The 24,079-nt window shown below is 59.9% G+C and carries 23 protein-coding genes; 11 read left to right on the top strand and 12 right to left on the bottom strand.

Features of this window, described 5'->3' with window-relative positions:
* Nucleotides 1-172: 172 nt before the first annotated feature.
* From K5E40_RS18395 to K5E40_RS18375, 5 genes are all read right to left on the bottom strand, one after another.
* Nucleotides 173-1,519: an imelysin family protein gene (locus tag K5E40_RS18395; RefSeq protein ID WP_221732067.1), complete on the bottom strand. Its 1,347-nt coding sequence runs from the start codon at nucleotides 1,517-1,519 to the stop codon at nucleotides 173-175.
* Between the two features lie 201 nt (nucleotides 1,520-1,720).
* Nucleotides 1,721-3,772 carry a bifunctional diguanylate cyclase/phosphodiesterase gene (locus tag K5E40_RS18390; RefSeq protein WP_221732066.1) on the bottom strand — a complete coding sequence of 684 codons (2,052 nt, stop codon included), beginning with the start codon at nucleotides 3,770-3,772 and terminating at the stop codon, nucleotides 1,721-1,723.
* Nucleotides 3,773-4,112: 340 nt separating this feature from the next.
* A complete protein-coding gene (locus tag K5E40_RS18385; protein WP_016779807.1) occupies nucleotides 4,113-4,709 on the bottom strand; it encodes a superoxide dismutase in 597 nt (198 codons plus the stop codon).
* A gap of 176 nt (nucleotides 4,710-4,885) precedes the next feature.
* Nucleotides 4,886-5,488: a LysE/ArgO family amino acid transporter gene (locus tag K5E40_RS18380; protein WP_221732065.1), complete on the bottom strand. Its 603-nt coding sequence runs from the start codon at nucleotides 5,486-5,488 to the stop codon at nucleotides 4,886-4,888.
* A gap of 5 nt (nucleotides 5,489-5,493) precedes the next feature.
* Nucleotides 5,494-5,895: an ACT domain-containing protein gene (locus K5E40_RS18375; RefSeq protein ID WP_221732064.1), complete on the bottom strand. Its 402-nt coding sequence runs from the start codon at nucleotides 5,893-5,895 to the stop codon at nucleotides 5,494-5,496.
* A gap of 95 nt (nucleotides 5,896-5,990) precedes the next feature.
* Between K5E40_RS18375 and K5E40_RS18370 the strand changes: the two genes are divergently transcribed.
* The 4 genes from K5E40_RS18370 to K5E40_RS18355 all read left to right on the top strand — a co-directional run bounded on the left by K5E40_RS18370 (nucleotide 5,991) and on the right by K5E40_RS18355 (nucleotide 9,888).
* On the top strand, nucleotides 5,991-6,884 hold the full coding sequence (locus K5E40_RS18370) for a LysR family transcriptional regulator ArgP (RefSeq protein ID WP_221732063.1): 894 nt from the start codon (nucleotides 5,991-5,993) through the stop codon (nucleotides 6,882-6,884).
* 54 nt (nucleotides 6,885-6,938) lie between these two features.
* On the top strand, nucleotides 6,939-7,931 hold the full coding sequence (locus tag K5E40_RS18365) for an NAD(P)-dependent oxidoreductase (RefSeq protein ID WP_221732062.1): 993 nt from the start codon (nucleotides 6,939-6,941) through the stop codon (nucleotides 7,929-7,931).
* Between the two features lie 116 nt (nucleotides 7,932-8,047).
* Nucleotides 8,048-8,902 (top strand): ATPase, encoded by an 855-nt coding sequence (locus K5E40_RS18360; RefSeq protein ID WP_221732061.1) that lies wholly within the window; start codon nucleotides 8,048-8,050, stop codon nucleotides 8,900-8,902.
* A gap of 137 nt (nucleotides 8,903-9,039) precedes the next feature.
* On the top strand, nucleotides 9,040-9,888 hold the full coding sequence (locus K5E40_RS18355) for a cache domain-containing protein (RefSeq protein ID WP_221732060.1): 849 nt from the start codon (nucleotides 9,040-9,042) through the stop codon (nucleotides 9,886-9,888).
* A 120-nt stretch (nucleotides 9,889-10,008) separates the two neighbouring features.
* Here K5E40_RS18355 and K5E40_RS18350 read toward each other — a convergent pair whose 3' ends face one another.
* A complete protein-coding gene (locus K5E40_RS18350) occupies nucleotides 10,009-11,526 on the bottom strand; it encodes an MDR family MFS transporter (protein WP_221732059.1) in 1,518 nt (505 codons plus the stop codon).
* A 79-nt stretch (nucleotides 11,527-11,605) separates the two neighbouring features.
* Nucleotides 11,606-12,799, bottom strand: a complete 1,194-nt coding sequence (gene pobA / locus K5E40_RS18345; protein WP_221732058.1) for a 4-hydroxybenzoate 3-monooxygenase — start codon at nucleotides 12,797-12,799, stop codon at nucleotides 11,606-11,608.
* 177 nt (nucleotides 12,800-12,976) lie between these two features.
* Here pobA and K5E40_RS18340 point away from each other — a divergent pair, with 177 nt between their 5' ends.
* Nucleotides 12,977-13,861, top strand: coding sequence for a helix-turn-helix domain-containing protein (locus tag K5E40_RS18340; RefSeq protein WP_221732057.1), 885 nt, complete (start codon nucleotides 12,977-12,979; stop codon nucleotides 13,859-13,861).
* A gap of 56 nt (nucleotides 13,862-13,917) precedes the next feature.
* Here the strand turns inward: K5E40_RS18340 and K5E40_RS18335 are convergent, their stop codons facing one another.
* Together K5E40_RS18335 and K5E40_RS18330 are read right to left on the bottom strand one after the other, a co-directional pair.
* Nucleotides 13,918-14,094 carry a hypothetical protein gene (locus tag K5E40_RS18335; RefSeq protein WP_221732056.1) on the bottom strand — a complete coding sequence of 59 codons (177 nt, stop codon included), beginning with the start codon at nucleotides 14,092-14,094 and terminating at the stop codon, nucleotides 13,918-13,920.
* A gap of 120 nt (nucleotides 14,095-14,214) precedes the next feature.
* Nucleotides 14,215-15,120 carry a LysR family transcriptional regulator gene (locus K5E40_RS18330; protein ID WP_221732055.1) on the bottom strand — a complete coding sequence of 302 codons (906 nt, stop codon included), beginning with the start codon at nucleotides 15,118-15,120 and terminating at the stop codon, nucleotides 14,215-14,217.
* 114 nt (nucleotides 15,121-15,234) lie between these two features.
* Between K5E40_RS18330 and K5E40_RS18325 the strand changes: the two genes are divergently transcribed.
* Together K5E40_RS18325 and K5E40_RS18320 are read left to right on the top strand one after the other, a co-directional pair.
* Complete coding sequence (locus tag K5E40_RS18325; protein WP_221732054.1) at nucleotides 15,235-16,113, top strand: MBL fold metallo-hydrolase; 879 nt, start codon at nucleotides 15,235-15,237, stop codon at nucleotides 16,111-16,113.
* Between the two features lie 45 nt (nucleotides 16,114-16,158).
* Nucleotides 16,159-16,773: an NAD(P)-dependent oxidoreductase gene (locus tag K5E40_RS18320; RefSeq protein ID WP_221732053.1), complete on the top strand. Its 615-nt coding sequence runs from the start codon at nucleotides 16,159-16,161 to the stop codon at nucleotides 16,771-16,773.
* Nucleotides 16,774-16,895: 122 nt separating this feature from the next.
* Here the strand turns inward: K5E40_RS18320 and K5E40_RS18315 are convergent, their stop codons facing one another.
* Entirely contained in the window at nucleotides 16,896-17,777 is an 882-nt protein-coding gene (locus K5E40_RS18315; protein WP_221732052.1) for a LysR substrate-binding domain-containing protein, read from the bottom strand.
* 146 nt (nucleotides 17,778-17,923) lie between these two features.
* Between K5E40_RS18315 and K5E40_RS18310 the strand changes: the two genes are divergently transcribed.
* Entirely contained in the window at nucleotides 17,924-19,561 is a 1,638-nt protein-coding gene (locus K5E40_RS18310; protein WP_221732051.1) for a 5-guanidino-2-oxopentanoate decarboxylase, read from the top strand.
* Nucleotides 19,561-21,009 carry an aldehyde dehydrogenase family protein gene (locus K5E40_RS18305; protein WP_221732154.1) on the top strand — a complete coding sequence of 483 codons (1,449 nt, stop codon included), beginning with the start codon at nucleotides 19,561-19,563 and terminating at the stop codon, nucleotides 21,007-21,009. Before K5E40_RS18310 ends, K5E40_RS18305 begins: the two co-directional genes overlap by 1 nt.
* Nucleotides 21,010-21,150: 141 nt before the next feature.
* On the opposite strand, the gene K5E40_RS18300 is transcribed toward K5E40_RS18305, so the two are convergent.
* Nucleotides 21,151-22,080 (bottom strand): AraC family transcriptional regulator, encoded by a 930-nt coding sequence (locus tag K5E40_RS18300; protein ID WP_221732050.1) that lies wholly within the window; start codon nucleotides 22,078-22,080, stop codon nucleotides 21,151-21,153.
* 336 nt (nucleotides 22,081-22,416) lie between these two features.
* On the opposite strand from K5E40_RS18300, the gene K5E40_RS18295 reads away from it, so the two are divergent.
* Complete coding sequence (locus tag K5E40_RS18295) at nucleotides 22,417-22,770, top strand: antibiotic biosynthesis monooxygenase family protein (RefSeq protein ID WP_221732049.1); 354 nt, start codon at nucleotides 22,417-22,419, stop codon at nucleotides 22,768-22,770.
* 43 nt (nucleotides 22,771-22,813) lie between these two features.
* Nucleotides 22,814-23,056 carry a hypothetical protein gene (locus tag K5E40_RS18290; protein ID WP_221732048.1) on the top strand — a complete coding sequence of 81 codons (243 nt, stop codon included), beginning with the start codon at nucleotides 22,814-22,816 and terminating at the stop codon, nucleotides 23,054-23,056.
* Between the two features lie 4 nt (nucleotides 23,057-23,060).
* Here the strand turns inward: K5E40_RS18290 and K5E40_RS18285 are convergent, their stop codons facing one another.
* Complete coding sequence (locus K5E40_RS18285; protein ID WP_221732047.1) at nucleotides 23,061-23,690, bottom strand: flavin reductase family protein; 630 nt, start codon at nucleotides 23,688-23,690, stop codon at nucleotides 23,061-23,063.
* Nucleotides 23,691-24,079 lie beyond the last annotated feature (389 nt).

Genomic DNA, 24,079 nt, shown 5'->3' with positions numbered 1-24,079 from the left:
GAAACGCAGCCTCCTTGTGGGAGCGGGCTTGTTCGCGAAAGCGGTGTGTCAGTCAATTCATCTGTGTCTGCCCCACCGCTTTCGCGAGCAAGCCCGATCCCACAGGGTTTTGTGCATGGCAGGTATGAAAAAGGCGACCCGAAGGTCGCCTTTTTCAGTCAGACAAGCTTGATCAGAATTCGTGATCAGCGCTGTCCGGGTTCAGGTCAGTGATGCCCAGTTTGCCGGCCGCCGCTTCGATCGAACCGGTCTGCTTGACCAGCGAGGCGATGGCGTCACGCACGATCTGGTTGCCAGCGGTGTTGCCGGCTGCGATCAATTGGTCGTAGTGCTCACCCTTGTTGGCGTGGTCGACCATGACCTGGATCTTGGCTTCGGTCGCGGCCAGATCGGCTTTCAGCGCGGTGTCGGCGGCCGGATCGGCCTTGGCCACCAGCGACGACAGGCTGGCGCCGGTCATTTTGGTGCCGTCGACACGGGTGTACTCGCCCAGGTAAACGTTACGAACGCCTTTGGCATCGTAGAAGTGCGAGTTGTGGGTGTTGTCGCTGAAGCAATCCTGTTCGTCTTCAGGGGAGTTGGCTTCCAGGGACACCTTCATGCGCTCGCCCGCCAGTTCGCCCAGGGACAGACTGCCCATACCGAAGAGCATTTTGCGCAGGCCGTTTTCGCCCGGTTCGGCTTCCAGGGTGGCGCGGTAGTTGTCAGCCACGTTCGGCTTCCAGTTACCGACCATTTCTTCCAGGTCGCTGACCAGCAGTTGGGTCACGGATTTGAGGTAGGCACGACGACGATCGTTGTGACCGCCGGTAGCGCCGGCGCCTTCCAGGTAGTCGGAAGCAGGGCGGTTGCCCGCGCCAGGACCGGTACCGTTCAGGTCTTGGCCCCACAGCAGGAATTCGATGGCGTGGTAGCCGGTGGCAACGTTGGCCTCGGAACCGCCCAGCTCGTTCAGGCTGGCGAGTTTTTCCGGGGTGATGTCTTTCACGTCGACCTTGTCTTCGCCGACCTGGACTTCGGTGTTGGCGATGATGTTGGCACTGGCGCCCGGATTACCCAGTGCGTGTTCGTAGGATTTGTCGACGTAGTCGATCAGACCCTCGTCCAGTGGCCAGGCGTTAACCTGACCTTCCCAGTCGTCGATGATGGTGTTGCCGAAGCGGAACACTTCGCTCTGCAGATACGGAACGCGTGCAGCGACCCAGGCAGCCTTGGCGGCGTTCAGGGTGTCGGCGTTCGGCTTGGCAAGGAATGCGTCGACGGCGGTTTGCAGGGTTTTCGCGGTGGATTCGGCATCGCTGTAAACGGCGAAGACCATGTCGGCGTAATGCGCGACCACAGCCTTGGCGGCGGCGTCGTCGATTTTAGCGGCTGTGGCAGGTGCAGCGGCAGGAGCGGTGGTGCTGGCGGCTGGAGTCGGCGTGGTCGGGGCGGCGGGCTTGTCTTTGCCTTCGCCGCAACCGGCGAGGGAAATGGCGATGGCCAGCAGACTGGCGGTAGCCAGAGGCATACGAATCATGGCGAACATCCTGCTTCGGTAGTTGAGTGGACTCGCGCTGGGGGCGCAAAACTGCGACATAATGCAAATCTTTCGCATTATCTGTAAAGGGATGTGCTTGGAAATATTTCTTATTCGTGTATTGAGATCAAAAGATCACAGCCTCTCGGCAACGCTTACAGGCGAATGGGATTCACGAGAGCTGCCAAAGGCTGCGAACTTTTAAAGGATGGCCGCGTTGCTGCGTTGCGCCTGCTTGAGGTAGGCGCTCAACTCGCGCGCCGGCAGCGGTTTGCTGTAGTGGTAGCCCTGACCTTCGTGGCAGCCTTCGGAAATGATGTACGACTCCTGCTCGGCGGTTTCTACGCCTTCAGCAATTACCTGCATGCCCAAGCTCTTGCCCAGTTGAATGATCGCGCGAACGATGGTCGCATCGTCGTCGTCATCCAGCAGATCCTGCACGAAGCTCTTGTCGATCTTGATCTTGTCCAGCGGCAGACTTTTCAGATAACTGAGCGATGAATACCCGGTGCCGAAGTCGTCGATGGCAATCAGCGCGCCGGAGCGGCGCAGGCTCAGCAAGTGCTGGGCGGCGGTGCTGATGTCTTCCATCAGGCCGGTTTCGGTGACTTCCAGCTCCAGACTGCGCGGTGGCAAGCGGTACATCTGCAGCAGATTGTTAACCACCCGCGGCAGTTCGGCGTGGTGCAGTTGCACGGTGGACAGGTTGACCGCCATGCGCAGGTCGACAAAGCCCTGATCGTGCCATTCGCGCAATTGTTTGCAGGCCTGATCGAGCACCCATTCACCGATGGCGATGATCGTACCGTTCTGTTCGGCCAGCGGAATGAACAGGTCGGGCGGGACCAGACCGTGTTCAGGGTGTTGCCAGCGAATCAACGCCTCGACGCCAACCACGCGGTGATCGCGGTAGCTGATCTGCGGTTGATAAACGAGGTAGAACTGATCGCGCAACAAGGCATCGCGCAGGTCTTTTTCCAGTTCGCGACGGCGACGCATCTCGCTGTCGACGCTGGCGATGTAGAACTGATAACGATTGCGCGAGCGGGTCTTGGCCAAGGTCATGGTCTGCTCGGCCTTCTGTAACAGCTTTTCGGTGCTGTCGCCGTCCTCCGGGAACAGGGTGATGCCGATGGTTGCACGCAGGCGGATTTCCTGGTCGTCGAGGGCGAACGGCGCCTCCAGATCATCAAGAATGCTTTGTGCCAGCTCCGCCGCTTCGTAAGGCTGTTCGATATCGGCCTGCACCAGGGCGAACTGGTCGCCACCCAAACGGGCGAGGGCACCGAGGCGGCCGCTGTGGGCGCGCAAGCGATCAGCCAACGCCAGCAACAATTGATCGCCGGTCTGGTAGCTGAACTGTTCGTTGATACCTTTGAAATCATCCAGCCCCACGCACAACACCGCGACGCGGCGTTGCAGCTTGCCGGCGTCGACGAGGATCTTGTCCAGTTGCTGCTGCAGTTGCTGGCGGTTTGGCAGACCGGTGAGGAAATCGTATTGAGCCATGCGCAGCAGGCTGTTTTCCGCTTCGTGGCGCAGGTGGGTATTGCGTTCGATGGATTCGAGCAACTGGTTGGCGGTGTTGATCCAGATTCCCAGTTCGTTTTTCTCGTGGCCCTTGAGTTGCGGAATCTTGTGTTCGCTGGGTCGATCCGGATTGATTTCGGTCAGGTGTTCGATGATCCGCGACAGCGGTTTGGTCAGCAGCCAGTGATAGACCAGATAAAGCACCAGGCCCAGGGCCAGGGCACGCAATACACCGGAAATGAAAATGATCACCGAACTGACGATAAAACTCTCGCCATAGGTAGCCGTGTCGAGGGTGATGCTCAAGTCGCCGTAGTACTCGCTGTAGGGGCCGCGACCCACCAGTTGCGTGGTGAAGGTGCGCTCCTGACCCAGAATAAGGTCGGTCAGCCAGCGGCTGTTGGAATGCTGTAACTCACGGGATTTTTGCGCGAGCATCGCTTCATTGGGATGGCCGATGGAGGCCTGGCGCACGGCGTCGTCCTGGAACAGGCCTTCGATCACCTGCATGCCCATCTCCCGGTCCAGGCTGTAGACGGCCTGAGTGGAGGGGTCGCGGAACATGTCGAGGATCCGTTCGGCGTCACCGACAACGGCCTGGCGTGTTTTATAGGCATCGAAAACAATTTGCGCGCAGCTCAAGACCACGCCCACGATCAATGCCGACAGGAGCACGACCCGGAGCAACTTCACCGACAAGCTGTTCTTGAGTTCCAGCTTCAAAGGGTTATTCCTTGTTCCGTGCGGGTAGCGTCAAGTTGCCGTGAGTATTGGCAATCCGGTGTTGGCAGTCAAAGGGACAATCAGGCTCAGAATAAATTGCCTGTGGCCTGGGCCGAAATGCTGCTGACTAGAGTATTAGTCCTATTTGTACTGTGTCGGTAGTTTCTGCTCTCAACTTGAGCGTTGCGGGACATTTTTTCTTTTTTTTGATGGTAGCCCTCTGTGAGAGGGCGGCAAGCGGCGGCAGACAGATTTAAATCTGAGAAAAGCGCTATCTCGTACCTGAATCAAAGGCATAAAAAAACCCGACATCAGCCGGGTTTCTTCTCTGGCGCGCAGCTTAAGCGGTGAAGGTTTTGCCTTCGAACTGCTCAGCGACGAACTTCCAGTTGACCAGGTTCCAGAACGCTTCGACATACTTGGGACGAACGTTGCGGTAGTCGATGTAGTAAGCGTGTTCCCAGACATCGCAAGTCAGCAGCGGGGTGTCGCCGCTGGTCAGCGGGTTGCCGGCGCCGATGGTGCTGGCCAGCGCCAGGGAACCGTCAGCCTTTTTCACCAGCCAGCCCCAGCCGGAACCGAAGGTGCCGATCGAGGTTTTGCTGAATTCTTCCTTGAATTTGTCGAACGAACCGAAGGCTGCGTTGATTGCATCAGCCAGCGCGCCGGTTGGTTGACCGCCGGCGTTTGGCGCCAGGCAGTTCCAGTAGAACGTGTGGTTCCAGACCTGAGCGGCGTTGTTGAAGATGCCGCCCGAGGAAGTCTTGACGATTTCTTCCAGGGTCTTGCCTTCGAACTCGGTGCCCGGCACCAGGTTGTTCAGGTTCACGACATAGGTGTTGTGGTGCTTGTCGTGGTGAAATTCCAGGGTTTCCTTGGAAATGTGCGGCTGCAGGGCATCGTGTGCGTAAGGCAGCGGCGGCAATTCGAAAGCCATGATGATTCTCCTAATCAGGTCTGTTGCGGTGAGCGCAAGGCCGATCACGGGCGGCCAGAAATGCGACGACGAGTTTTTACTCTTTGCGGCGCAGGGTTCGGATCATAGCACCGGGGTTGCGGCTTAACCACGCAACAACTGTGTGGGATAGAGGTTCCAGAGCCTTTTGGAATAAATCACGGAGCGAGTATCAATTGTCCTGCCACCGCGAACATCATCACCGCCACCAGCAGATCGAGGATCCGCCACGTACTCGGCCGAGCCAGCCACGGCGCGAGCCACGCCGCACCCAGCGCCAGCGTGAAAAACCACAGCAACGACGCACTGGCTGCGCCCACCACATAAGCGCCCGGCACCGATTGTTGCGCGCCAAGAGAGCCGATCAACAACACGGTATCCAGATAAACGTGCGGGTTGAGCAAGGTCACTGCCAAGGCGCTGAGCATCACTGCCCGCAGCGAGCGCACGGTCTGGTTTTCGCCTTGATTCAGGCTCTGTTTCGAGAACGCCCGGCGCAGCGCCTGGCTGCCGTACCAGATCAGGAACACCGCGCCACCCCAGCGCGCCACCGCCAGCAATGTCGGGTTCTGTGCCAGTACGGTGGCAAGGCCGAACACCCCAGCGGCCACCAGCAGCGCGTCGCACGCAACGCATAGCGCGGCGACCGGCAAGTGATGCTCACGACGCAGACTTTGTGCCAGTACAAAAGCATTCTGGGTGCCGATCGCCATGATCAGCCCCAACGCCACCAGCAAACCGTTCACATAGCTTTGCCACATAAGATTCACTCCGCGTTGGCTGCGAGATCGCGCAGCACTTGCATGGCGCGTTCGGCGTCGGCCTGACCGACAAACAGGTGATCGTGGTAGTAACCGGCGATCACGTTGCAACTGATCCCGGCCTTGCCCAGTGCGGTGGCGAATGCGGCAGTGAGGCCGACGGCTTCCAGCGCCGAATGCACGTTAAGGGTGATCCACGCGGCCACGTAATCGAAACTGAAGCCGGCCCGCTCGGCCAGTGAGCGATGCACAATCACGGTCAGGCCTTCTTGTTCACGAAAGCAGCCGACAATCTCCAGGCCATTTGGCAGATGCCCGTCGGGCAAGGTGCAAAACACATAGTCGCCGGCGTTGAGCTGCGGGCTCATGCTGCGCAGCAGAGTCGAGAGTGAGGTTTCGCCAGCCATGGAAAGGTCCTTGAGAGAGAGTGCTTGCTGGCTATTCTCCAGTCGGACGCGTTATAAGAAAAACCAATAATGCTGATCGCTCATTAGGAAAAGTGATGTTCGATTACAAATTGCTGTCTGCTTTGGCCGCCGTGGTCGAGCAAGCCGGATTCGAGCGCGCGGCGCAGGTGTTGGGCCTGTCGCAATCGGCGGTCTCGCAGCGGATCAAACTCCTTGAGGCGAGGGTCGGCCAACCCGTGCTGGTGCGTGGTACGCCGCCGTCGCCGACCGAGATTGGCCGGCGACTGCTCAACCATGTGCAACAGGTACGTTTGCTTGAACGTGATTTGCAGACCCTCGTGCCGGCGTTGGACGAAGAAGGTCTACCCGAGCGTCTGCGCATTGCGATCAATGCCGACAGCCTCGCCACCTGGTGGGCGGAAGCCGTGGGTGATTTCTGTGCTGAACAGCATTTGTTGCTGGATCTGGTGGTGGAGGATCAGACCGTCGGCCTCAAACGCATGCGCGCCGGTGAAGTGGCGGCGTGTGTTTGCGCCAGCGAGCGGCCGGTGGCCGGCGCCCGCAGCGTCTTGCTCGGGGCCATGCGGTATCGCGCGCTGGCCAGCCCGGCGTTCATCGCCCGGCATTTCCCCGATGGCGTGCGCGCCGAACAACTGCCGCGCACCCCGGCGCTGGTGTTCGGTCCGGATGATTTTCTTCAGCATCGCTACCTCGCTTCCCTCGGCGTCGACGGCGGTTTCGAGCACCATTTGTGCCCATCCTCCGAAGGTTTTATCCGCCTGACCGAGGCCGGGCTGGGCTGGGGGCTGGTGCCGGAACTGCAAGTGCGTGAGCAATTGCAACGCGGTGTACTGCGCGAACTGTTGCCAGATAAACCGATCGACGTGCCGCTCTACTGGCATCATTGGCGCAACGGCGGTCAGTTGCTGGGCTTGCTGACCGAGCAATTGGTGCGATCTTCGCCACAATGGCTGGTGCCGTTGGACTGACAGCCAGCGTCAAGACACACGAATCAGGCAAATCGAAAGACAGCGGAGCTTTACATGAAAATTCTGGTCACCGGCGCAAGCGGTTTCATTGGCGGACGCTTTGCGCGTTTCGCTCTGGAGCAGGGCCTGGATGTGCGGGTCAACGGCCGCCGGGCCGAGAGCGTCGAGCATCTGGTACGCCGTGGCGCCGAGTTTGTCCCCGGCGATCTGACTGACCCGGATCTGGTGCGCGAACTCTGCACCGACGTCGAGGCCGTGGTGCATTGCGCCGGTGCCGTCGGGCTGTGGGGTCGCTATCAGGATTTTCATCAAGGTAACGTGCAGATCACCGAAAACGTTGTTGAGGCCTGCCTGAAGCGACGGGTTCGACGGCTGGTGCATTTGTCGTCACCGTCGATCTACTTCGATGGCCGCGACCACCTGAACCTGACCGAAGAACAAGTGCCCAAGCGCTTCAAGCATCACTACGCGGCGACCAAATATCTGGCCGAGCAAAAGGTTTTCGGCGCGCAGGAATTCGGTCTGGAAACCATCGCCCTGCGCCCGCGCTTCGTCACCGGTGCCGGCGACATGAGCATCTTCCCGCGCCTGTTGAACATGCAGCGCAAGGGCCGTCTGGCAATCATTGGCAATGGCCTGAACAAGGTCGATTTCACCAGCGTGCAAAACCTCAACGAAGCCATGCTCAGCAGTTTGCTGGCCGCCGGTTCCGCGCTGGGCAAGGCCTACAACATCAGCAACGGTACGCCGGTGCCGCTGTGGGATGTGGTCAATTACGTGATGCGCAAAATGGAGATCCCAGAGGTCACCCGGTATCGCTCCTACGGTCTGGCCTACAGCGTGGCCGCGCTCAATGAAGGGGCGTGCAAGCTCTGGCCGGGACGTCCGGAGCCGACGCTGTCGCGGCTGGGGATGCAAGTGATGAACAAAAATTTCACCCTCGACATCAGTCGCGCCCGGCATTATCTGGACTACGATCCGAAAGTCAGTCTGTGGACCGCCCTCGACGAGTTCTGCGGTTGGTGGAAAGCTCAGGACATTCGTTGAAACGAATCGGCCGACCGGCAATGAACCGCACTACAGGTTGAGGGTCAATCCCTGCGGCTGTGGGGTTTATACTTCGCCCCAATCTGCCATCACCGCGTTTCACAAAGGTTGCCTCAATGTCCATGCGTAATGATGCCCACGACGATTTCGATGATGTACCGAGCCTGCGTGCCGACACTTTCGACGACGATGACATTCCGACCACCGCCCGCACCTCCGTGCACTCGCGCACGCCGCCCGTGGTCAGGGTCAAAGCGGCGAGCACCGGGCCTTTGTGGGCGCTGGTTGGCGCTTTGTTTTTCGCCTTCATCGGCCTTGCCTGGTGGAGCTTTCAGCAGATCTCGCTGATGGAGCAGCAACTGGTCGCAACCCAGGAAAGCTTCGCGCGCATCAGCGAAGAAGCCGCGGGGCGCCTGCAAGATATTTCCGGCAAGGTCGTCGCCAGTCAATCCAATGTCACCAGCGACAGCGAAGCGTTGAAGTTGCAGATCAAGCAACTGGAAGGCAAGTTGCTCGATCAGAGCAAACAGCAGCAGGGCGTTGCCGGCCAGACCAGTGAGCTGGACAAGCGTCTGGCGCAGATGAGCGCCCAGACCACCGAGCAACAAAACGCCAACAGCCAGTTACAGGCGCAGGTCAAAGCCCTGAGCGCAGAGCTGACCACGCTGAAAAACGCCCCGGCCGATACCAGCAAGGTCGACGCCCAGCTCAAGGGTTTCGATGCGCAGTTCAAGAGCCTCGGCGCGGACATCGCCGCACTGAAGAAACAGGGCAATCCGAGCGCGGCGATTGATCGTCTGGAGCAGGAAATCGTGGTCCTCAAAAGCGAACAGGAGAACCGCCCGGCAGCACCGCAAAGTGCCGCCAATACCGCCGAGTTCGATGCGTTCCGTCGCCAGATGACCCGTAACATCAACACGCTTCAGGCGCAGATCCAGAACTTGCAGCAGCAGATCAATGCCCGGCCTTAAAGCCTGATCAAACGTGTGGCGAGTGGGCACGTTCCCTCGCCACAACACGGTGTAATCTCCAGAAACCTTCTGAATATCCCTACATCATCCCAAGCCGTCTACGCTCTTGAAACACCAACAAGAACGAGGGATGCGCTATGGGTTTTTTGCATAAAGTGGCCTGGCTCGGCGTGATGCTCTTGGCCGGGTTCGGCCTGGCCAACGCCGCGACCACTGCCAAGGATGACAGCCAGGCCGCCATCGCCTTGCTGGAAAAAGCACTGGCCTACTACCACGACAACGGCGACAAGGCGTTCGCCGCGTTCAGTCGCCAGGGCGAGTTTGTCGACAAGGATCGCTATGTGTTTGTGCTCGACACCAAGGGCGTCATGCTCGCCAGCGGCGGGCCCTCGTCGGCGTTGATCGGCCGTGATGTGAGCGAGGTGCTCGGGCCTGACCTGCAGAAAGCCTTCAAAAATGCCTTGAAAGTGCCGGAGGGCAACGGCATCCAGCAAGCCGAGTACCGTTGGCAGAATTGGTCGGATGGCAAGGTCGAGCGCAAGCATGTGTTTTACCAGCGCATCGGCCAACGGATTCTGGCGGTCGGTTATTACCTGCCGCGGGCGTCGTCGGAGCAGGCGATGGCGTTGCTGAACAAGGCTGCTACCGATCTGGGCAAAGACGAGAAGGGCACATTGACGGCGATCAACTCGCTCAAGGGCGGCTATTTGCAGGATGACCTGTATGTGTTTGTCGTCGACCTCGATACCCGGCGCTATGTCGCCCATGGCACCAATCTGCGCTTGATCAATACCGACTTCAGCAAGGTCAAGGACCCGGAAGGCAAACCGGTGGGTGAGCCGATACTGGCGCTGATTGCCAAACAGGATGATGGCGAATACGAATACCGCTGGAAAAACCCGGTGACCGGCAAGGTCGAGGACAAGCATGCCTACCTGAAGAAGGTCGGCCATTTTCTGGTAGCGGTCGGTTACTACAGCCCTTGATCACCCACATCCTGTGGGAGCGGGCTTGCTCGCGAAGCGGTGTGTCATCCAGCATTGTTGTCGACTGACACTGCGCATTCGCGAGCAAGCCCGCTCCCAAAGGGTTCTCTGGTATGGCTGCTATTGGGTGCCGTGCTCTCTGCCGCGCAGCAAGTTGTTCGGCATCGCAATCGCCGCCGTCAGCCCCAGCACCGACACCGCCGCACTGACCCACAGCAAATGCCGGAAGGTCACCGAAAGCTCCGCGCGCAAAGCGTTCCGAGCATCACTCGGCGCCGCGTTCAAACCATCAAGCAACACATTGCCCGAATGCCCCTCGCTCATCAGCGAACTGCTCGCCAGATGGGCGAAACTGGCGTCCTGTAAAAATGCCAGTAACAGCGCCGACATCAACGCCACGCCCACCGCGCCGCCGAGCGAGCGGAACAGGTTGGTGGTGCTGGTGGCCACGCCAATGTCGCGTTGCGCCACCGAGTTCTGCGTGCCGACCAGGGAGGTAGGGAACTGCATGCCGCCGGCAATCCCGCTGAGCAACATGAACAAGCCGCTAAGCAAAGTGGCCTCTGGCGGACTGAAGGCCATGCCCAGGATCGAGATCGGCATCAACATCGCGCCGGTCAGAATCTGCGGCTTGTAGCGCCCGGTTACTGAGGTGCGACGCCCAGCAAAGTAGGCGCCGATCGGCAGGCCCATGGCCAATGGCAGCAAGTGCAACGCGGCGCTGTCGGCCCCGGCCCCGGTGACGCTTTGAAAGCGCAGCGGCATCAGCACAATCAGCGAAATCGCCTGGAAACTGGTGAAGAAAATCGTGCACCAGCACAGCAGGGCATTGCGGTTGGCGAACAGGTGCATCGGCAGCAAGGGCTCACGCGTGCGGCGTTCATGCCAGACAAACAGCGCCAGCACCAGCACCGCGCAAACGAACAGCCCAAGCACTTCGCTGCTGCGCCACGAATGACCCTGACCAACCTGGGTGATGCCGAGCAACAGGGCGGTCAGGCCGATGATCATCAGCAATGTGCCGAGGTAATCGATGATCGGTTTGCGCTGCGGGATCGGCAGGCCGCGCAGGTTACGCCGCGCCACCCAATAAGCGCCCAGACCCAGCGGCAGGTTGATCAGAAACACCCATCGCCACGACAGGTACTCGGTCATGTAGCCGCCCAACACCGGCCCGGCGACGCTGGCCACCGCGTACATGCTGCTGAAGTAACCCTGATAGCGTCCGCGTTCGCGTGGCGGCACGATGTCGCCGATGATCGCCTGACTGACCGAAATCATCCCGCCGGCCCCGATGCCCTGGAGAATCCGCGCCAGCACCAGTTGCTCCATGCTTTGCGCCATGCCGCAAAACAATGAGGCGAGGGTGAACAGGCCCATGCCGAACAGCATCAGTTTGCGCCGGCCGTACAAATCACCGAGCTTGCCGTAGATCGGCACCGCCACGGTCATCGCCACCATGTACCCGGAAATCACCCAGGCCAACAGGTTGACGTCTTTGAATTGAGCGGAAATGGCCGGCATCGACACGGCGACAATGGTCTGATCCAGTGCGCCAAGAAAGATCGCCATCATCAGCGCGACCAGCACGCTGCGAATGGCCGGTTTGGGCGTTTCAGGATGATTGAGATGGGTCACGGACAACACCTGCGGGCAGTGAAAATCCCGCAAATGACCTGGCAAGCGGGGAGGCTTGCCAGTGTAAGTCGGTAGGAAGCTATTCGATAGCCTCGTAAGGAAGTCCGACGTAATTTTCTGCAATGGTTTTTCGCCCCGCTTGCGAGCTGACAAAGTAGTCCAGTTCCGAGGCGCTGATGCGCTGGCTGAAATCATCGTGATCGTCGAAGCGATGCAGCATCGACGTCATCCACCAGGAAAATCGCTCGGCTTTCCACACCCGACGCAGGCAGATTTCGGAATATTTATCGAGCAGGTCGACGCGTCCTTCGCGATAAACCTTCTGCAGAATATTGAACAGTGTGCTGACATCGCTGGCCGCCAGATTCAAACCCTTGGCGCCGGTAGGCGGGACGATGTGCGCGGCATCGCCGACCAGAAACATCCGTCCGTGTTGCATCGGTTCGACCACAAAACTGCGCAACGGCGCGATGCTTTTCTCGATCGACGGCCCAGCGACCAGTTGTTCTGCAAGCGCCATGGGCAGGCGGGACTTCAGTTCATCCCAGAAGCGCTGATCGCTCCAGTCATCGACGTTTTCATCCGCCGGCACTTGCAGGTAATAACGGGTACGCGTCGTTGAACGCATGCTGCACAGGGCGAAGCCGCGTTCGTGGCGGGCGTAAACCAGTTCTTCATGCACCGGCGGCGTGTCGGCCAGAATCCCCAGCCAGCCGAACGGATAAACCCGTTCGAAGACTTTCAGGCAGTCAGCCGGAATCGACTGCCGGGCGACGCCGTGGAAACCGTCGCAACCGGCGATGTAATCACAATCGACGCGCCAGGTTTCGCCGTCCTTTTCAAAGGTGACAAAGGCTTCGTCGGTTTTCATGCCGTGAGGAACGACATTGCTCGCCTGATAAATCGTCGGTGCGCCCGCGTCCCGACGAGCGGCCATCAGGTCACGGGTGACTTCGGTCTGGCCGTAGATCATCACGGTTTTGCCTCCGGTCAACGCGTGCAGGTCGATGTGCACCTGGCGCCCGTCCAGCGCCAGATCGAAACCACCGTGAACCAGACCTTCGGCGTCCATCCGTTGACTCACGCCAGCCTGGCGCAACAGCTCTACCATGCCTTGTTCAAGCACACCGGCGCGGATGCGGCCGAGGACATAATCGGGTGTCTGGCGCTCGAGGATGAGGGTGTCGATGCCAGCGTTGTGCAGCAACTGGCCGAGGAGCAATCCGGATGGACCGGCGCCGATGATGGCGACTTGGGTTTTCAGCGTTTTCATTGTTTTTATGACTCGCAAGCTTCACACGGCCAAGGCCGTTGAATGATTTTTATGGATCGAGTGCTTGCATTTTTCCCTTGCGGGTCTGTCAATTGAAGGTGAAAACTGAGCCGATACCTGTACATTCTGCCAATCGGTGCGATTATCGCCCACTACCCCGAGGCCTGGATTGAAGTGATGAACAAGCCTGAGCTGCCTTCGATTCCGGTGTTCAAGCTCTACGGTGAAAGCCTGGACTGGCCAACCCCTGACTTGCTGCACTGTGAAACCATTTCCTCACGCAGTCGCGAACATCAATGGGAAATCAAACCCCACCGCCACGCCGATTTGTGCCAATTGCTCTTCGTCTTCAATGGTCAGGCAGAGCTTGAAATCGAAGGTCAACGCACACAACTGCAGACGCCCGCGATTCAGGTGCTGCCACCGCTGTCGGTGCACGGCTTCCGTTTTTCCGAGAACGTCGAAGGATTTATCGTCACCCTCGCCACGCCGCTGATCCATCATTTGCAGGCGCAACTGGGCGATTCGGTACACGCCCTGGCCCTGGCTGAAAGCTATTCGGCGGGCAAGGACGGCGATTATCTGAACAGCCTGTTTACCGCGTTGCAGGCCGAGTACAACGGCCACCAACCGGCGCGGGAAATGCTCATGCATTCGCTGGTCAGCGTGATCATGGTCTGGGTCAGTCGTCAGGCGATCGTGCGCCATAACGCCAGCCAGCGGCCGCAGCGCCAGCGCGAATACCTCAACGGTTTTATCCAATTGGTGGAAGAAACGTACCGCCAGCATGTGAAGGTCGAAGATCTGGCGCATCGGTTGGGGATCTCGGTGTCACACCTCAACGGCACTTGCCGTGAACTGGCGGGGCAGCCGGCGTTGCAGATCATGCACGAGCGTCAGTTACTGGAAGCCAAGCGCTTGCTGACCTACACCAGCATGACGATTTACGAGATGTCGGAGTTGTTGGGGTTTTCCGATCCGACCAACTTCACGCGCCTGTTCCGGCGGCGGGTGGGGATTTCGCCAAAGGCTTTCCGCGACCGCCTGAAGGCCGAGCAGTAAACCTGTAAACACCTCAATCCCTGTTTGGGAGCGGGCCGCGTTTGCGCGTTGTTACATCAACGCAACGCACTCAGCGTGGCATTGTGCGGAATGCAGTGCTCCACGTTGCAACTGGCGTATTCCCGAGGCAGTTGTCGCAGTTGCTCGACCCGCCAGGCTGCAGTGCCGTACAACGCCAGTGTGGCGGCGCAGGTGATGAAAATTGCGAGGTATCTTCTTGTTTTGATGTTCATGGTGTCCGACCTCTGACCGAATACCCTTGGGTATTACTTTGAGCATAGGTCAGCGGTGGGGACTTGCCAGCCCCAGCGTTTGCGCATCTATCGTGACATTCAGAGCCGTTATGACCGGGGTTACAGGTCGATATCCCACGCCGGGTTTTCGGGGAATCTGAGTACCAGAAAATCCAGCATGCTGCGCAGCGCCGCCGGCATGTGTTTGCGCGAGGCATAGACCGCGTAGATGTTCATCTGCCGCGGTTCGGCGTGGGGCAACAAGCGAATCAACTCTCCCGCATGAATATGCACCCCGGCCTGATAGGTCGGCAGCATCGCGACCCCCGCGCCGGCCAGCGTCGCGCGCAATAATGTGCTGGCCTCGTTGGCGCTGATGCTGCCCTGTACCGGCACCGAAACCGGTTCGCCATCCTCTTGGAAATGCCACAGGCTCTTGCCGAAATACGAGTGGGTCAGGCAGTTGTGTTGATTCAGTTCTTCCACCCGTTGCGGCGCCGGATGTTCCTGAAGGTACGCGGGAGCTGCGCAGACCACCGAACGGCAAACGGTCAGGCGTCGGGCGATCAGGTTCGGGTCCAGATCATTGCTGGTGCGGATCGCCAGATCGATACGCTCATCCACCAGATTCACCGTGCGGTCGAGCATCTGCATATCGATGCTGACGCCGGGGTAGCGCTTGACGTAGGCGGCCATCGCGTCGGCCAGTTGTGCCTGGCCGAACGAGGTGCTGACGCTGATCCGCAGCAACCCGCGGGGTGCATCGTGGGGCTCGCTGACAGCGGCCTGCATATCGGTCGACAGCTCGATCATCTGCCGGCAGCGCGGCAGGATTTCACTGCCGGCGGCGGTCAGGCTCAACTTGCGCGTGGTGCGGTGCATCAGACGTGCGCCGACCCAGTCCTCCAGTTCCGCCAGATAACGCGAAACCACCGGGCGTGAAAGGTCCAGATGATCGGCCGCCGCTGACTGGCTGCCCAGATCCACCACCGTGACGAACACCCTCATTGCTTGGAGACGATCCATGATTTGCCCGCTTTCAGAAACAAACTATGTCCAAGCATCGCATTTTTTGTACTGACTCAGGCAACTAAGCTCTGTCCCATCGCCAGACACGGCATTCGGACACCGGAGCAACAGATGATCGGCTTCACCACTCTCAAACGCGTTTTGCTTGCCACTGCCACCCTCGGTTTCGCCGCGCATGCCGCTGCTGCCAACCTGACCCTCGATGTCTACAATCCTGGCACTCAAGCCATTTTCCCGGTGACTTCGGTACTGGTCAGTGGCGAAAAGGACGCGATCCTGGTCGACGCGCAGTTTGGTAAATCCCAGGCCGAGCAAGTCGTCGAAAAGATCCGCGCCAGCGGTAAAAAACTCACCACCATTTACATCAGCCACGGTGATCCGGATTACTACTTCGGCCTCGATACCCTGACCAAAGCCTTTCCTGACGCCAAGGTGCTGGCTTCGCAGCCGACTGTCGATCACATCAATCAAACCGTCGCCGGCAAACTCGCGTTCTGGGGGCCGAAAATGGGCGCCGACGTACCGGCTAAAACCATTGTGCCGGGCGTGCTCAAGGGCGACAGCCTGATGCTGGAAGGGCAGAAATTGCAGGTGATCGGGCTGGACGGCAAGCAACCGGATCGCAGCTTTGTGTGGATTCCGTCGCTCAAGGCTGTGGTTGGTGGTGTGGTTGTCGCCGAGAATATCCACGTCTGGATGGCCGATACCCAGATCGCGCAATCCCACGCCGACTGGCTCCAGACCCTGCATTCGATTCAAACCCTGAAGCCGAAAATCGTAGTGCCGGGTCACTACCTCGGTGACAGCAGCCGTTCGTTGGCCAGCGTGAAATTCACCGCCGACTACATTAAGGCTTTCGACACAGAAACCGCCAAGGCCAAAGACTCCACCGCATTGATCGCCGCGATGAAAAAGCGCTACCCGAAACTGGGTGAAGAAAGCTCACTGGAGCTGAGCGCCAAAGTCGCCAAGGGCGAGATGCAGTGGTAACCCAACGCTGAAAACGCAGCACTCTCAAGCCAACTGGAGAATGTCATGAGCAAGATCGCAATCATTGGTGCCACCGGTCGTGCCGGTAGCCAATTGCTGGAAGAAGCCCTGCGCCGCGGCCACAGCGTCACCGCCATCGCTCGCGATACCTCGAAGATCGGCGCCCGTGCCGGTGTGGCCAGCAAGAATGTCGATGTGCTGGATTCGGCGGCGCTGCAAGATGCCGTTGCCGGTCACGACGTGGTCATCACCGCCGCGCACTTCACCACGGTGCCGGCCAGCGCGATTGTCGGGCCGGTGAAGCAGGCGGGGGCGAAGCGTCTGTTGGTGGTTGGCGGTGCCGGTTCGCTATTGCTGCCGGACGACACGCGGGTGATCGACAGCGCTGGTTTTCCGGCAGAGTACAAAGTCGAAGCCAGCGCCGGTGCCGAGTTTCTGGATGCGCTGCGTCAGGAGATGGAACTGGACTGGACGTTCCTGTCGCCGTCGGCGGAGTTTGTCGAAGGTGAGCGCACGGGCACATTTCGAGTCGGCAAGGATCACTTGCTGGTAAGTGCCGAAGGTCGTAGCTGGATCACGTTTGCCGATTACGCGATTGCGCTGATCGACGAAGTTGAGGCGCCGAAGCATTCGCGTCAGCGGTTTACGGTCGGTTACTAAGCAACAGCGCAGAACAAATGTGGGAGCGGGCTTGTTCGCGAAGAGGGAGTATCAGTCAACATGTTGGGTGACGGATACACCGCTTTCGCGAGCAAGCCCGCGCCCACATTCGATTAGGGTGTTCAGCGGGTGTGGGCCTGCTCCACTAGCCAGATCATCAGTTCTTCCAGCTTCGGTGATGGCTCCCCGCCTTGCGGCAACACCACGTAATACGCCAACCCCGTCTTCACCTTCAGCTCGAACGGCATCACCAGTCGTCCGGCACGCAAGTCATCGCCGATCAGCGACCAATCCCCGATCGCCACACCCGTCCCGTGGGACGCCATCGACATTGCCTGATCCAGCGTCTCGAAATGCTGGCCCATGTACTCATTGCTCAATTGCAGATGGGCGGCCGTCAGCCACACCGTCCAGTCCTGAGTGTCGGGGGTCGGATGCAGCAGCAGATGATGTTGCAGATCGGACGGGGCGGATAACGCCGGAGGGCCTTTCAGCAATGCGGGCGAACAGACCGGTGTCAGTTGCTCATCAAACAGATGCAGAGCTGTGGTGGAGTTGTCCGGCGGCGCTCCATAAATCACCGCCGCATCGAATGGCTCGCGCTGGAAGTCAACGCCGTGGGCCAGTGTGGTGGTCAGTTTGACCGGCACGTCCGGGCGTTCCCTCTGCCATTGCAACAGACGCGGTACCAGCCAGCGCATCACGCAACTTGGCGCTTTGATTTGCAGGGTTTGGCGCTTGAGCCCGATCTGCTCGGTACCTTCGCTGATCAGAGTGAAGATTTTCTCCACCCGTGGCAGCCATTCACGACCTTCACTCGTCAGCGCCAGGCCACGGGCCTGACGAATGAACAACTCATAACCCAGATGATCCTCAAGCCCGGCGATCTGTCGGCTCACCGCTCCTTGGGTGATGTGCAACTGCTCGGCCGCCCGGGTGAAGTTGCAGCACTGCGCAGTGATCAGAAAGGTGTGCAGGGCGGGCAGGGGGGGCAATCGCTTCATTGGGATCCAAGGTATGACGTGAGGACATGGCTAGTATGACTTTTAATCGATTGTTGCCGCTACCTGCCGCCCGTTCAATGAGCCCATTCCACGGCCCGCTCCCACCCAGGGCCCTGTGTTTCAACTGAATATAAAGGGCAATCGACATGGCGACGTGTGGCGAAGTACTGGTCAAGTTACTCGAAGGTTACGGGGTCGAGCAGGTGTTTGGCATTCCCGGGGTACACACCGTGGAGCTGTATCGCGGGCTGGCCCGTTCGAGCATCAACCACGTCACCCCTCGGCATGAGCAGGGCGCCGGGTTCATGGCCGACGGCTACGCCCGCACCAGCGGTAAACCGGGTGTGTGCTTCATCATCACCGGCCCCGGCATGACCAACATCACTACGGCGATGGGCCAGGCTTACGCCGATTCGATTCCGATGCTGGTGATCTCCAGCGTGCAGTCGCGCAGTCAGTTGGGGGGCGGGCGTGGCAAGCTTCATGAATTGCCGAACCAGAGCGCATTGGTCGGCGGCGTTGCGGCGTTCTCCCACACGCTGATGTCGGCCGCTGAGTTGCCGGTGGTGCTGGCGCGCGCCTTTGCGCTGTTTCAGGCCGGGCGACCGCGTCCGGTGCATATCGAAATCCCGTTGGATGTGCTCGTCGAGGAGGCCGATGACTTGCTCGCCAGCGTCCCGGTCAATGTCGACCGTGCCGGTGCTGCGCCGGCCGCCGTGAGCCGCATGACCGAACTGCTGGCCGGCGCCCAGCGTCCATTGATTCTCGCTGGAGGCGGTGCCATTGATGCTGCCGCTGAACTCACCGAACTGGCCGAGTTGCTCGACGCGCCAGTGGCGCTGACCATCAACGCCAAAGGCATGCTGGCGTCCAGTCATCCGCTGTTGATTGGCTCGACGCAAAGCCTGGTTGCCACTCGCGCACTGGTCGCCGATGCCGATGTGGTGCTGGCGATCGGCACCGAACTGGCCGAGACCGATTACGACGTCACGTTCGCCGGCGGGTTTGATATTCCCGGCAAGCTGCTGCGCATTGATATCGATGCCGATCAGACGGTGCGCAACTACCCGCCACATGTCGCGTTGGTCGCCGATTCGCGCAACGCGGCACAAGCACTGCTCAGCGCGTTGTCGCACAAACCATTGGCCGAGCGCCGCAACGATTGGGGCCAGATGCGTGCGGCACGTCTGCGCGAAGAACTGGCCGCCACTTGGGATGCACCGACCCAGGCTCAGACGCGTTTCCTCGAAACCGTCCTGTACGAATTGCCGGACGCGGTGTTCGTCGGCGACTCCACGCAACCGGTGTACACCGGTAACCTGACCTTCAATCCGGAGCGTCCGCGCCGCTGGTTCAACTCGTCGACCGGTTACGGTACCCTCGGTTACGCCTTGCCGGCGGCCATCGGTGCATGGCTTGGCGGTCACTGCGACAAAGGTGCGCGCCCGCCAGTGGTGTGCCTGATCGGCGACGGCGGTTTGCAATTTACCCTGCCGGAACTGGCCAGCGCCGTCGAAGCGCGCACGCCAGTGATCGTCCTGCTGTGGAATAACCAGGGTTACGAAGAGATCAAAAAATACATGGTCAACCGCGCCATCGAGCCGGTCGGCGTCGATATCTACACCCCGGACTTCATTGGTGTGGCCAAGGCGTTGGGCTGTGCAGCCGAGGCGATCAGCTCGGTTGAGCAATTGCGTGGTGCGCTGCGCGCCGCGACGGATCGTCAGGGGCCGAGCGTGATCGAAATCGACCAGCATCAATGGATGCAGGCGGTGGCCAAATGATGAGTTTTCCAACCACACTCGACGGCCTCTACATCGGCGGCCAATGGTCAGCCGGTCGCGAGCATTTGCGCGTGATCAACCCGGCCACCGAAGCGCTGCTGACCACGGTCAATGGCGGTGATGAGCGGGCCGTCGATCACGCGGTGACCGTGGCCGCCGAAGCCTTCAAGAATTGGTCGACCACCACGGGCGCCGAACGCGGCGTGATCCTGCGCAACATCGCCAACGGCGTGCGCAATGGTCGCGAGGACTTGATGAAGTTGCAATCGAGCAACAACGGCAAACCGCAATTCGAAGCGGGCATTGATGTCGACGACGTGATCGCCACCTTCGAGTATTACGCGGAACTGGCCGAGGGCCTCGACGCGAAACAAGACACTGATGTGCCGCTGCCCAGCGATGATTTCAGCGCACGTCTACGCCGCGAACCGTGCGGTGTGGTCGGGCTGATCGTGCCGTGGAATTTTCCGATGGTCACCACTGCCTGGAAACTTGCGCCGGCCCTGGCCGCCGGTTGCTGTGTGGTGCTCAAACCGTCGGAAGTCACGCCGTTGCCGGAGCTGGAACTGGCGGCAATCATCGCTGAATCGGGCCTGCCCAAAGGCGTCTTCAACGTGGTCTGCGGTACCGGTATGGCCGTGGGGGCGCCGCTGTCGGCGGATCCGCGTATCGCCAAGATTTCCTTCACCGGTAGCAACGCTGTCGGTGTGCAAGTGATGCAGCGCGCCGCCGAAAGCGTGAAGGGCGTTAGTCTGGAGCTTGGCGGTAAATCTTCGCTGCTGGTGCTCGAAGATGCTGATCTTGATTTGGCTGTCGAACTGGCCTGTGGCGGCGGTTTCTTCAACGCCGGGCAGATGTGCTCGGCCACCAGCCGAGTGTTGGTCGCCGATGAATTGGCAGATGATTTTCTCGTGCGCCTGAAGGCGCGCGCGGAAAAAATCCGCGTGGCCGGGCCGTTCGACCCGGACGTGGAAATGGGCGCACTGGTCAATCAGGCGCAGTACCAGCGTGTGCTCGGCCACATCGACCGTGGGTTGAGTGCCGGGGCGAAGCTGATCTGCGGCGGCCATCGTCCGGCGGATCTGCCGCGCGGCTATTTTTTGCAGCCGACCGTATTCACCGACGTGCCCCTCGACAGTGCGTTGTGGTGTGAAGAGATTTTCGGCCCGGTGCTGTGCGTGCGCCGTTTCAGCAGTGAGGCCGAGGCGATCGCCTTGGCTAACGACAGTCCATTCGGTCTGGTCGCCAGTGTGGTGACGCGTCAAGCCGAGACCGCCGACCGGGTCGCCAACGCCCTGCAAGCGGGGCTCGTTTGGCTCAACGCGCCGCAGGTGATCTTCCCGCAGACGGCGTGGGGCGGTTACAAACAGAGCAGCATCGGCCGCGAATTGGGGCCGTGGGGCCTGGCGGCGTTTCAGGAGATCAAGCATGTGATCCGGGCGCTCTGAAATTGAGTGGCCCGGACTGACGCCATCGCTAGCAGGCTAGCTCCCACAGGAGTTCGTAGTGAACACAGATGTTGTGGACACCACCACTGTGGGAGCCAGCCTGCTGGCGATGAGGGCAGCGAACACAGTAAAAACTCTGGATCAGACGGACAGACGCAACCGCGCCAGATCCCGCAACGGCGGCGCGCCGAACAAGCGGCTGTACTCACGGCTGAACTGCGACGGGCTTTCATACCCCACCCGATACCCTGCCGCCGACGCTTCCAGCCCTTCGGCCAGCATCAGACGCCGCGCCTCTTGCAGGCGCAATTGCTTCTGATACTGCAACGGGCTCATCGCCGTCATCGCTTTGAAACGATGGTGCAGCGTCGACACGCTGAGGTTCACTGCCTTGGCCAGATCATCAATGCGCAGCGGTTGCTCGAAGTTGCCGTTAAGCCATTTGATGGCCTGGCTGATGCGGTGGCTCTGACTGTTGGCAATCGCGATTTCATACAGTCGATGGCCCTGCGGGCTGCGCAGCAGGCGATAGAGAATCTCTCGACGGATCAGCGGCGCGAGCATGGCGATGTCTTTTGGCGCATCCAGCAATCGGGCCAGACGCAGCACCGCGTCGAGCATCGCGCTGTCGATTTTTTCAACGTACAAGCCGCGTCCGGTCGGCCGGGTCGGCACACCGAGCGGTCCGGCGTCGGCGATCAGTGCGGTGATCTCAGCCGGGTCGATGTCCAGGCGCACGGCGAGGATCGGATCTTGCGGCGACACGTTGACCACGCGCCCGCTCAACGGCATCGAGACCGAGACCACCAGATAATTCAGCGGATCGTAATTGAAGAACTCGTCGACCAGTCGCACCTCTTTACGACCCTGAGCCATGATGCACAGGGCGGGTTGTGCCAGCACCGGTGCGAAGTCATGGGACTTTGTGTGGCGCGACATGAACAGCGAGCCGATGGCCGTGGCGTAACTGCCATCGTCGGTGGTGTTGCGGCGAATGATCGCCGCCAGTTCAGCGCGTTGCTTTTCCATGTCGGCGTCGAGTGGGGCTTGAATCGGATCGAATGACGTCATGCACGGCATCCTCGGCAAGGGATGTGGAATGGAGCAGAGCATATGTTTGTGCAAGTGTGAACGGTAGACACATTCTGCGAAATGCTTGCCTGATTCTGCACGGTGTTGCTCATGTTCCCAGCCATAGCGGGACGCACAGCGTGGAACTTGCTTGAAACGCATGTGACAGCCATGTGACGAGGTTTTGCAGACTGTTGCAGCGACAACGCGCAGTCTCGCAGGATTGTGCAACGCGACGGCAGGAATCGACTAACGGCCTCTGGCGCTCGACCCATAATCTTGGATCCTGTCGCAGCCCGTCCCCGGCTGCCACGCGACTCCCTGGGAGGGTTGAACATGTCCAAGCAGATTCCCGTCAGTCATATGGCCTTCGTTCGAGCGCGCGCCGGACGCTCGGCGGAACTCGGTGTGCGCCTGAGCGCATTGATCGAACCGTCCCGCGCCGCGCCCGGTTGCCTGAGCTTTGCCTTGCAGCATTCGCAGTGTGATCCCGAGTTGTGGCTGGTCTGCGGTTTCTGGAGCAATCAGCAGATGATGACCGCGTATTTCAGCAGTCCGTCGATGGAAATCTTCGCCGAGTTGGTGCAGGAGTTGGTGGTCAACAGTCTGGATTTCCACACCTTCAAGGATGTCTCGGCAGCCCAGGCCCTTGGCCAGTGTTCGGCACCGGTACACAAACTCGCCGGTTGAGGGTTTAATGTCCGGCTTAATTGACTGAGCCAGGACTTGCGACATGGCACGTAAAGAGTTCGAACACTTCGAAGCAGTATCCGCAGTCGTCCCCGTCGAACTGGGTGGCAACAAGGGTTATTACGCGGCAATCGCGGTCAAGGCCCTGGTGGATGGCGGTGCACCGCGCTTTCACAAATTGCTGGCTGATCAGGTGTTCCCCGGCGCCATCGCCGCCGATGACGCCGCCATCAATGAGCTGGATCGCCTCAAGGGCGTCACTGAAGACGCCGAGCTGATCTGGTAATCCGTTACTTGGCCGCCCCCGGTCGCCACATCTTGAACAGGGCTTCAGGCCCCAGCTGGAAATAATCCGCCGGCCCGCCGCCGCGCAGAATCGGTTCTGCCGCGGCGGTGTCGTAGATCCCATCCTTCAACAGCCACTTGGCGATATGCACGGCGACCACTTCGCCCAGAATCAGCCAGCTCGGCACTGTCTCGCCATCGGCACGTTGCAACTGAATGATCTGCGTGACCTTGCACTCGAAGGACACCGGGCTTTCGGCGACGCGTGGCACGGAAATCACCTTTGACGCGACTGTCGTCAGGCCTGCCAATTCAAACTCGTTGACCTCAGGTGCAACCATCGCGCAGCTCTGGTTCATCTGCTCGGCCAGCGGGCGGGTGGCGAGGTTCCAGACGAATTCGCCAGTCTGTTCGATGTTGTTCAGGCTGTCTTTGCGTCCGACGCTGGAGAAACCAATGATTGGCGGAATGTAGTTGAAGGCGTTGAAGAAGCTGTAGGGCGCCAGATTCAACTGGCCGTTGGCATCCTGCGAAGAAATCCAGCCGATAGGGCGCGGACCGACGATGGCATTGAACGGATCGTGGGGCAGACCGTGGCCGTGGGCGGGTTCGTAGAAATGGATGTCATCGGGCATGGCTTGGGATCCTGGAGTGCATTGGGTAGGGGCAATAGTGCAAGCCGGGTGATGCAATTTCCAGACAAATGCAAATCTTGTGGAGTGGGCTTGTTTGCGAAGAGGTCGTGTCAGTTGCCATCAGTATTGACTGAACGGACGCCTTCGCGAGCAAGCCCGCTCCCACAGGTTTTTTGTGTGGAACCTTATATTTTGTTTGCCCCAGAAATGACTAAGCCCGGCCGAAGCCGGGCTGTGCGCTGGTTAATGAATTATCAGCTGATCGAAGCGGATTGGGTGCGGTCGTAGCCGTCTTGGGCGACGGTGGCGGAGCCGGTGCGGTCGTAGCCGTCTTGGGCGACGGTGGCGGAGCCGGTGCGGTCGTAGCCGTCTTGGGCGACGGTGGCGGA

Source organism: Pseudomonas baetica (assembly GCF_019733355.1).
Taxonomy (GTDB): Bacteria; Pseudomonadota; Gammaproteobacteria; order Pseudomonadales; family Pseudomonadaceae; genus Aquipseudomonas; species Aquipseudomonas baetica_A.
Note: the sequence above shows the minus strand (reverse complement) of the source record. Positions and strands in the feature narration are given on the sequence as shown.

Excerpts from the sequence above, each read along its gene's own strand:
- K5E40_RS18395 (WP_221732067.1), bottom strand. The coding sequence starts at position 1,519 with ATGATTCGTATGCCTCTGGCTACCGCCAGTCTGCTGGCCATCGCCATT.
- K5E40_RS18385 (WP_016779807.1), bottom strand. The coding sequence starts at position 4,709 with ATGGCTTTCGAATTGCCGCCGCTGCCTTACGCACACGATGCCCTGCAG.
- K5E40_RS18380 (WP_221732065.1), bottom strand. The coding sequence starts at position 5,488 with ATGTGGCAAAGCTATGTGAACGGTTTGCTGGTGGCGTTGGGGCTGATC.
- K5E40_RS18375 (WP_221732064.1), bottom strand. The coding sequence starts at position 5,895 with ATGGCTGGCGAAACCTCACTCTCGACTCTGCTGCGCAGCATGAGCCCG.
- K5E40_RS18370 (WP_221732063.1), top strand. The coding sequence starts at position 5,991 with ATGTTCGATTACAAATTGCTGTCTGCTTTGGCCGCCGTGGTCGAGCAA.
- K5E40_RS18365 (WP_221732062.1), top strand. The coding sequence starts at position 6,939 with ATGAAAATTCTGGTCACCGGCGCAAGCGGTTTCATTGGCGGACGCTTT.
- K5E40_RS18360 (WP_221732061.1), top strand. The coding sequence starts at position 8,048 with ATGTCCATGCGTAATGATGCCCACGACGATTTCGATGATGTACCGAGC.
- K5E40_RS18355 (WP_221732060.1), top strand. The coding sequence starts at position 9,040 with ATGGGTTTTTTGCATAAAGTGGCCTGGCTCGGCGTGATGCTCTTGGCC.
- pobA (WP_221732058.1), bottom strand. The coding sequence starts at position 12,799 with ATGAAAACGCTGAAAACCCAAGTCGCCATCATCGGCGCCGGTCCATCC.
- K5E40_RS18340 (WP_221732057.1), top strand. The coding sequence starts at position 12,977 with ATGAACAAGCCTGAGCTGCCTTCGATTCCGGTGTTCAAGCTCTACGGT.
- K5E40_RS18335 (WP_221732056.1), bottom strand. The coding sequence starts at position 14,094 with ATGAACATCAAAACAAGAAGATACCTCGCAATTTTCATCACCTGCGCC.
- K5E40_RS18330 (WP_221732055.1), bottom strand. The coding sequence starts at position 15,120 with ATGGATCGTCTCCAAGCAATGAGGGTGTTCGTCACGGTGGTGGATCTG.
- K5E40_RS18325 (WP_221732054.1), top strand. The coding sequence starts at position 15,235 with ATGATCGGCTTCACCACTCTCAAACGCGTTTTGCTTGCCACTGCCACC.
- K5E40_RS18320 (WP_221732053.1), top strand. The coding sequence starts at position 16,159 with ATGAGCAAGATCGCAATCATTGGTGCCACCGGTCGTGCCGGTAGCCAA.
- K5E40_RS18315 (WP_221732052.1), bottom strand. The coding sequence starts at position 17,777 with ATGAAGCGATTGCCCCCCCTGCCCGCCCTGCACACCTTTCTGATCACT.
- K5E40_RS18310 (WP_221732051.1), top strand. The coding sequence starts at position 17,924 with ATGGCGACGTGTGGCGAAGTACTGGTCAAGTTACTCGAAGGTTACGGG.
- K5E40_RS18305 (WP_221732154.1), top strand. The coding sequence starts at position 19,561 with ATGAGTTTTCCAACCACACTCGACGGCCTCTACATCGGCGGCCAATGG.
- K5E40_RS18300 (WP_221732050.1), bottom strand. The coding sequence starts at position 22,080 with ATGACGTCATTCGATCCGATTCAAGCCCCACTCGACGCCGACATGGAA.
- K5E40_RS18295 (WP_221732049.1), top strand. The coding sequence starts at position 22,417 with ATGTCCAAGCAGATTCCCGTCAGTCATATGGCCTTCGTTCGAGCGCGC.
- K5E40_RS18290 (WP_221732048.1), top strand. The coding sequence starts at position 22,814 with ATGGCACGTAAAGAGTTCGAACACTTCGAAGCAGTATCCGCAGTCGTC.
- K5E40_RS18285 (WP_221732047.1), bottom strand. The coding sequence starts at position 23,690 with ATGCCCGATGACATCCATTTCTACGAACCCGCCCACGGCCACGGTCTG.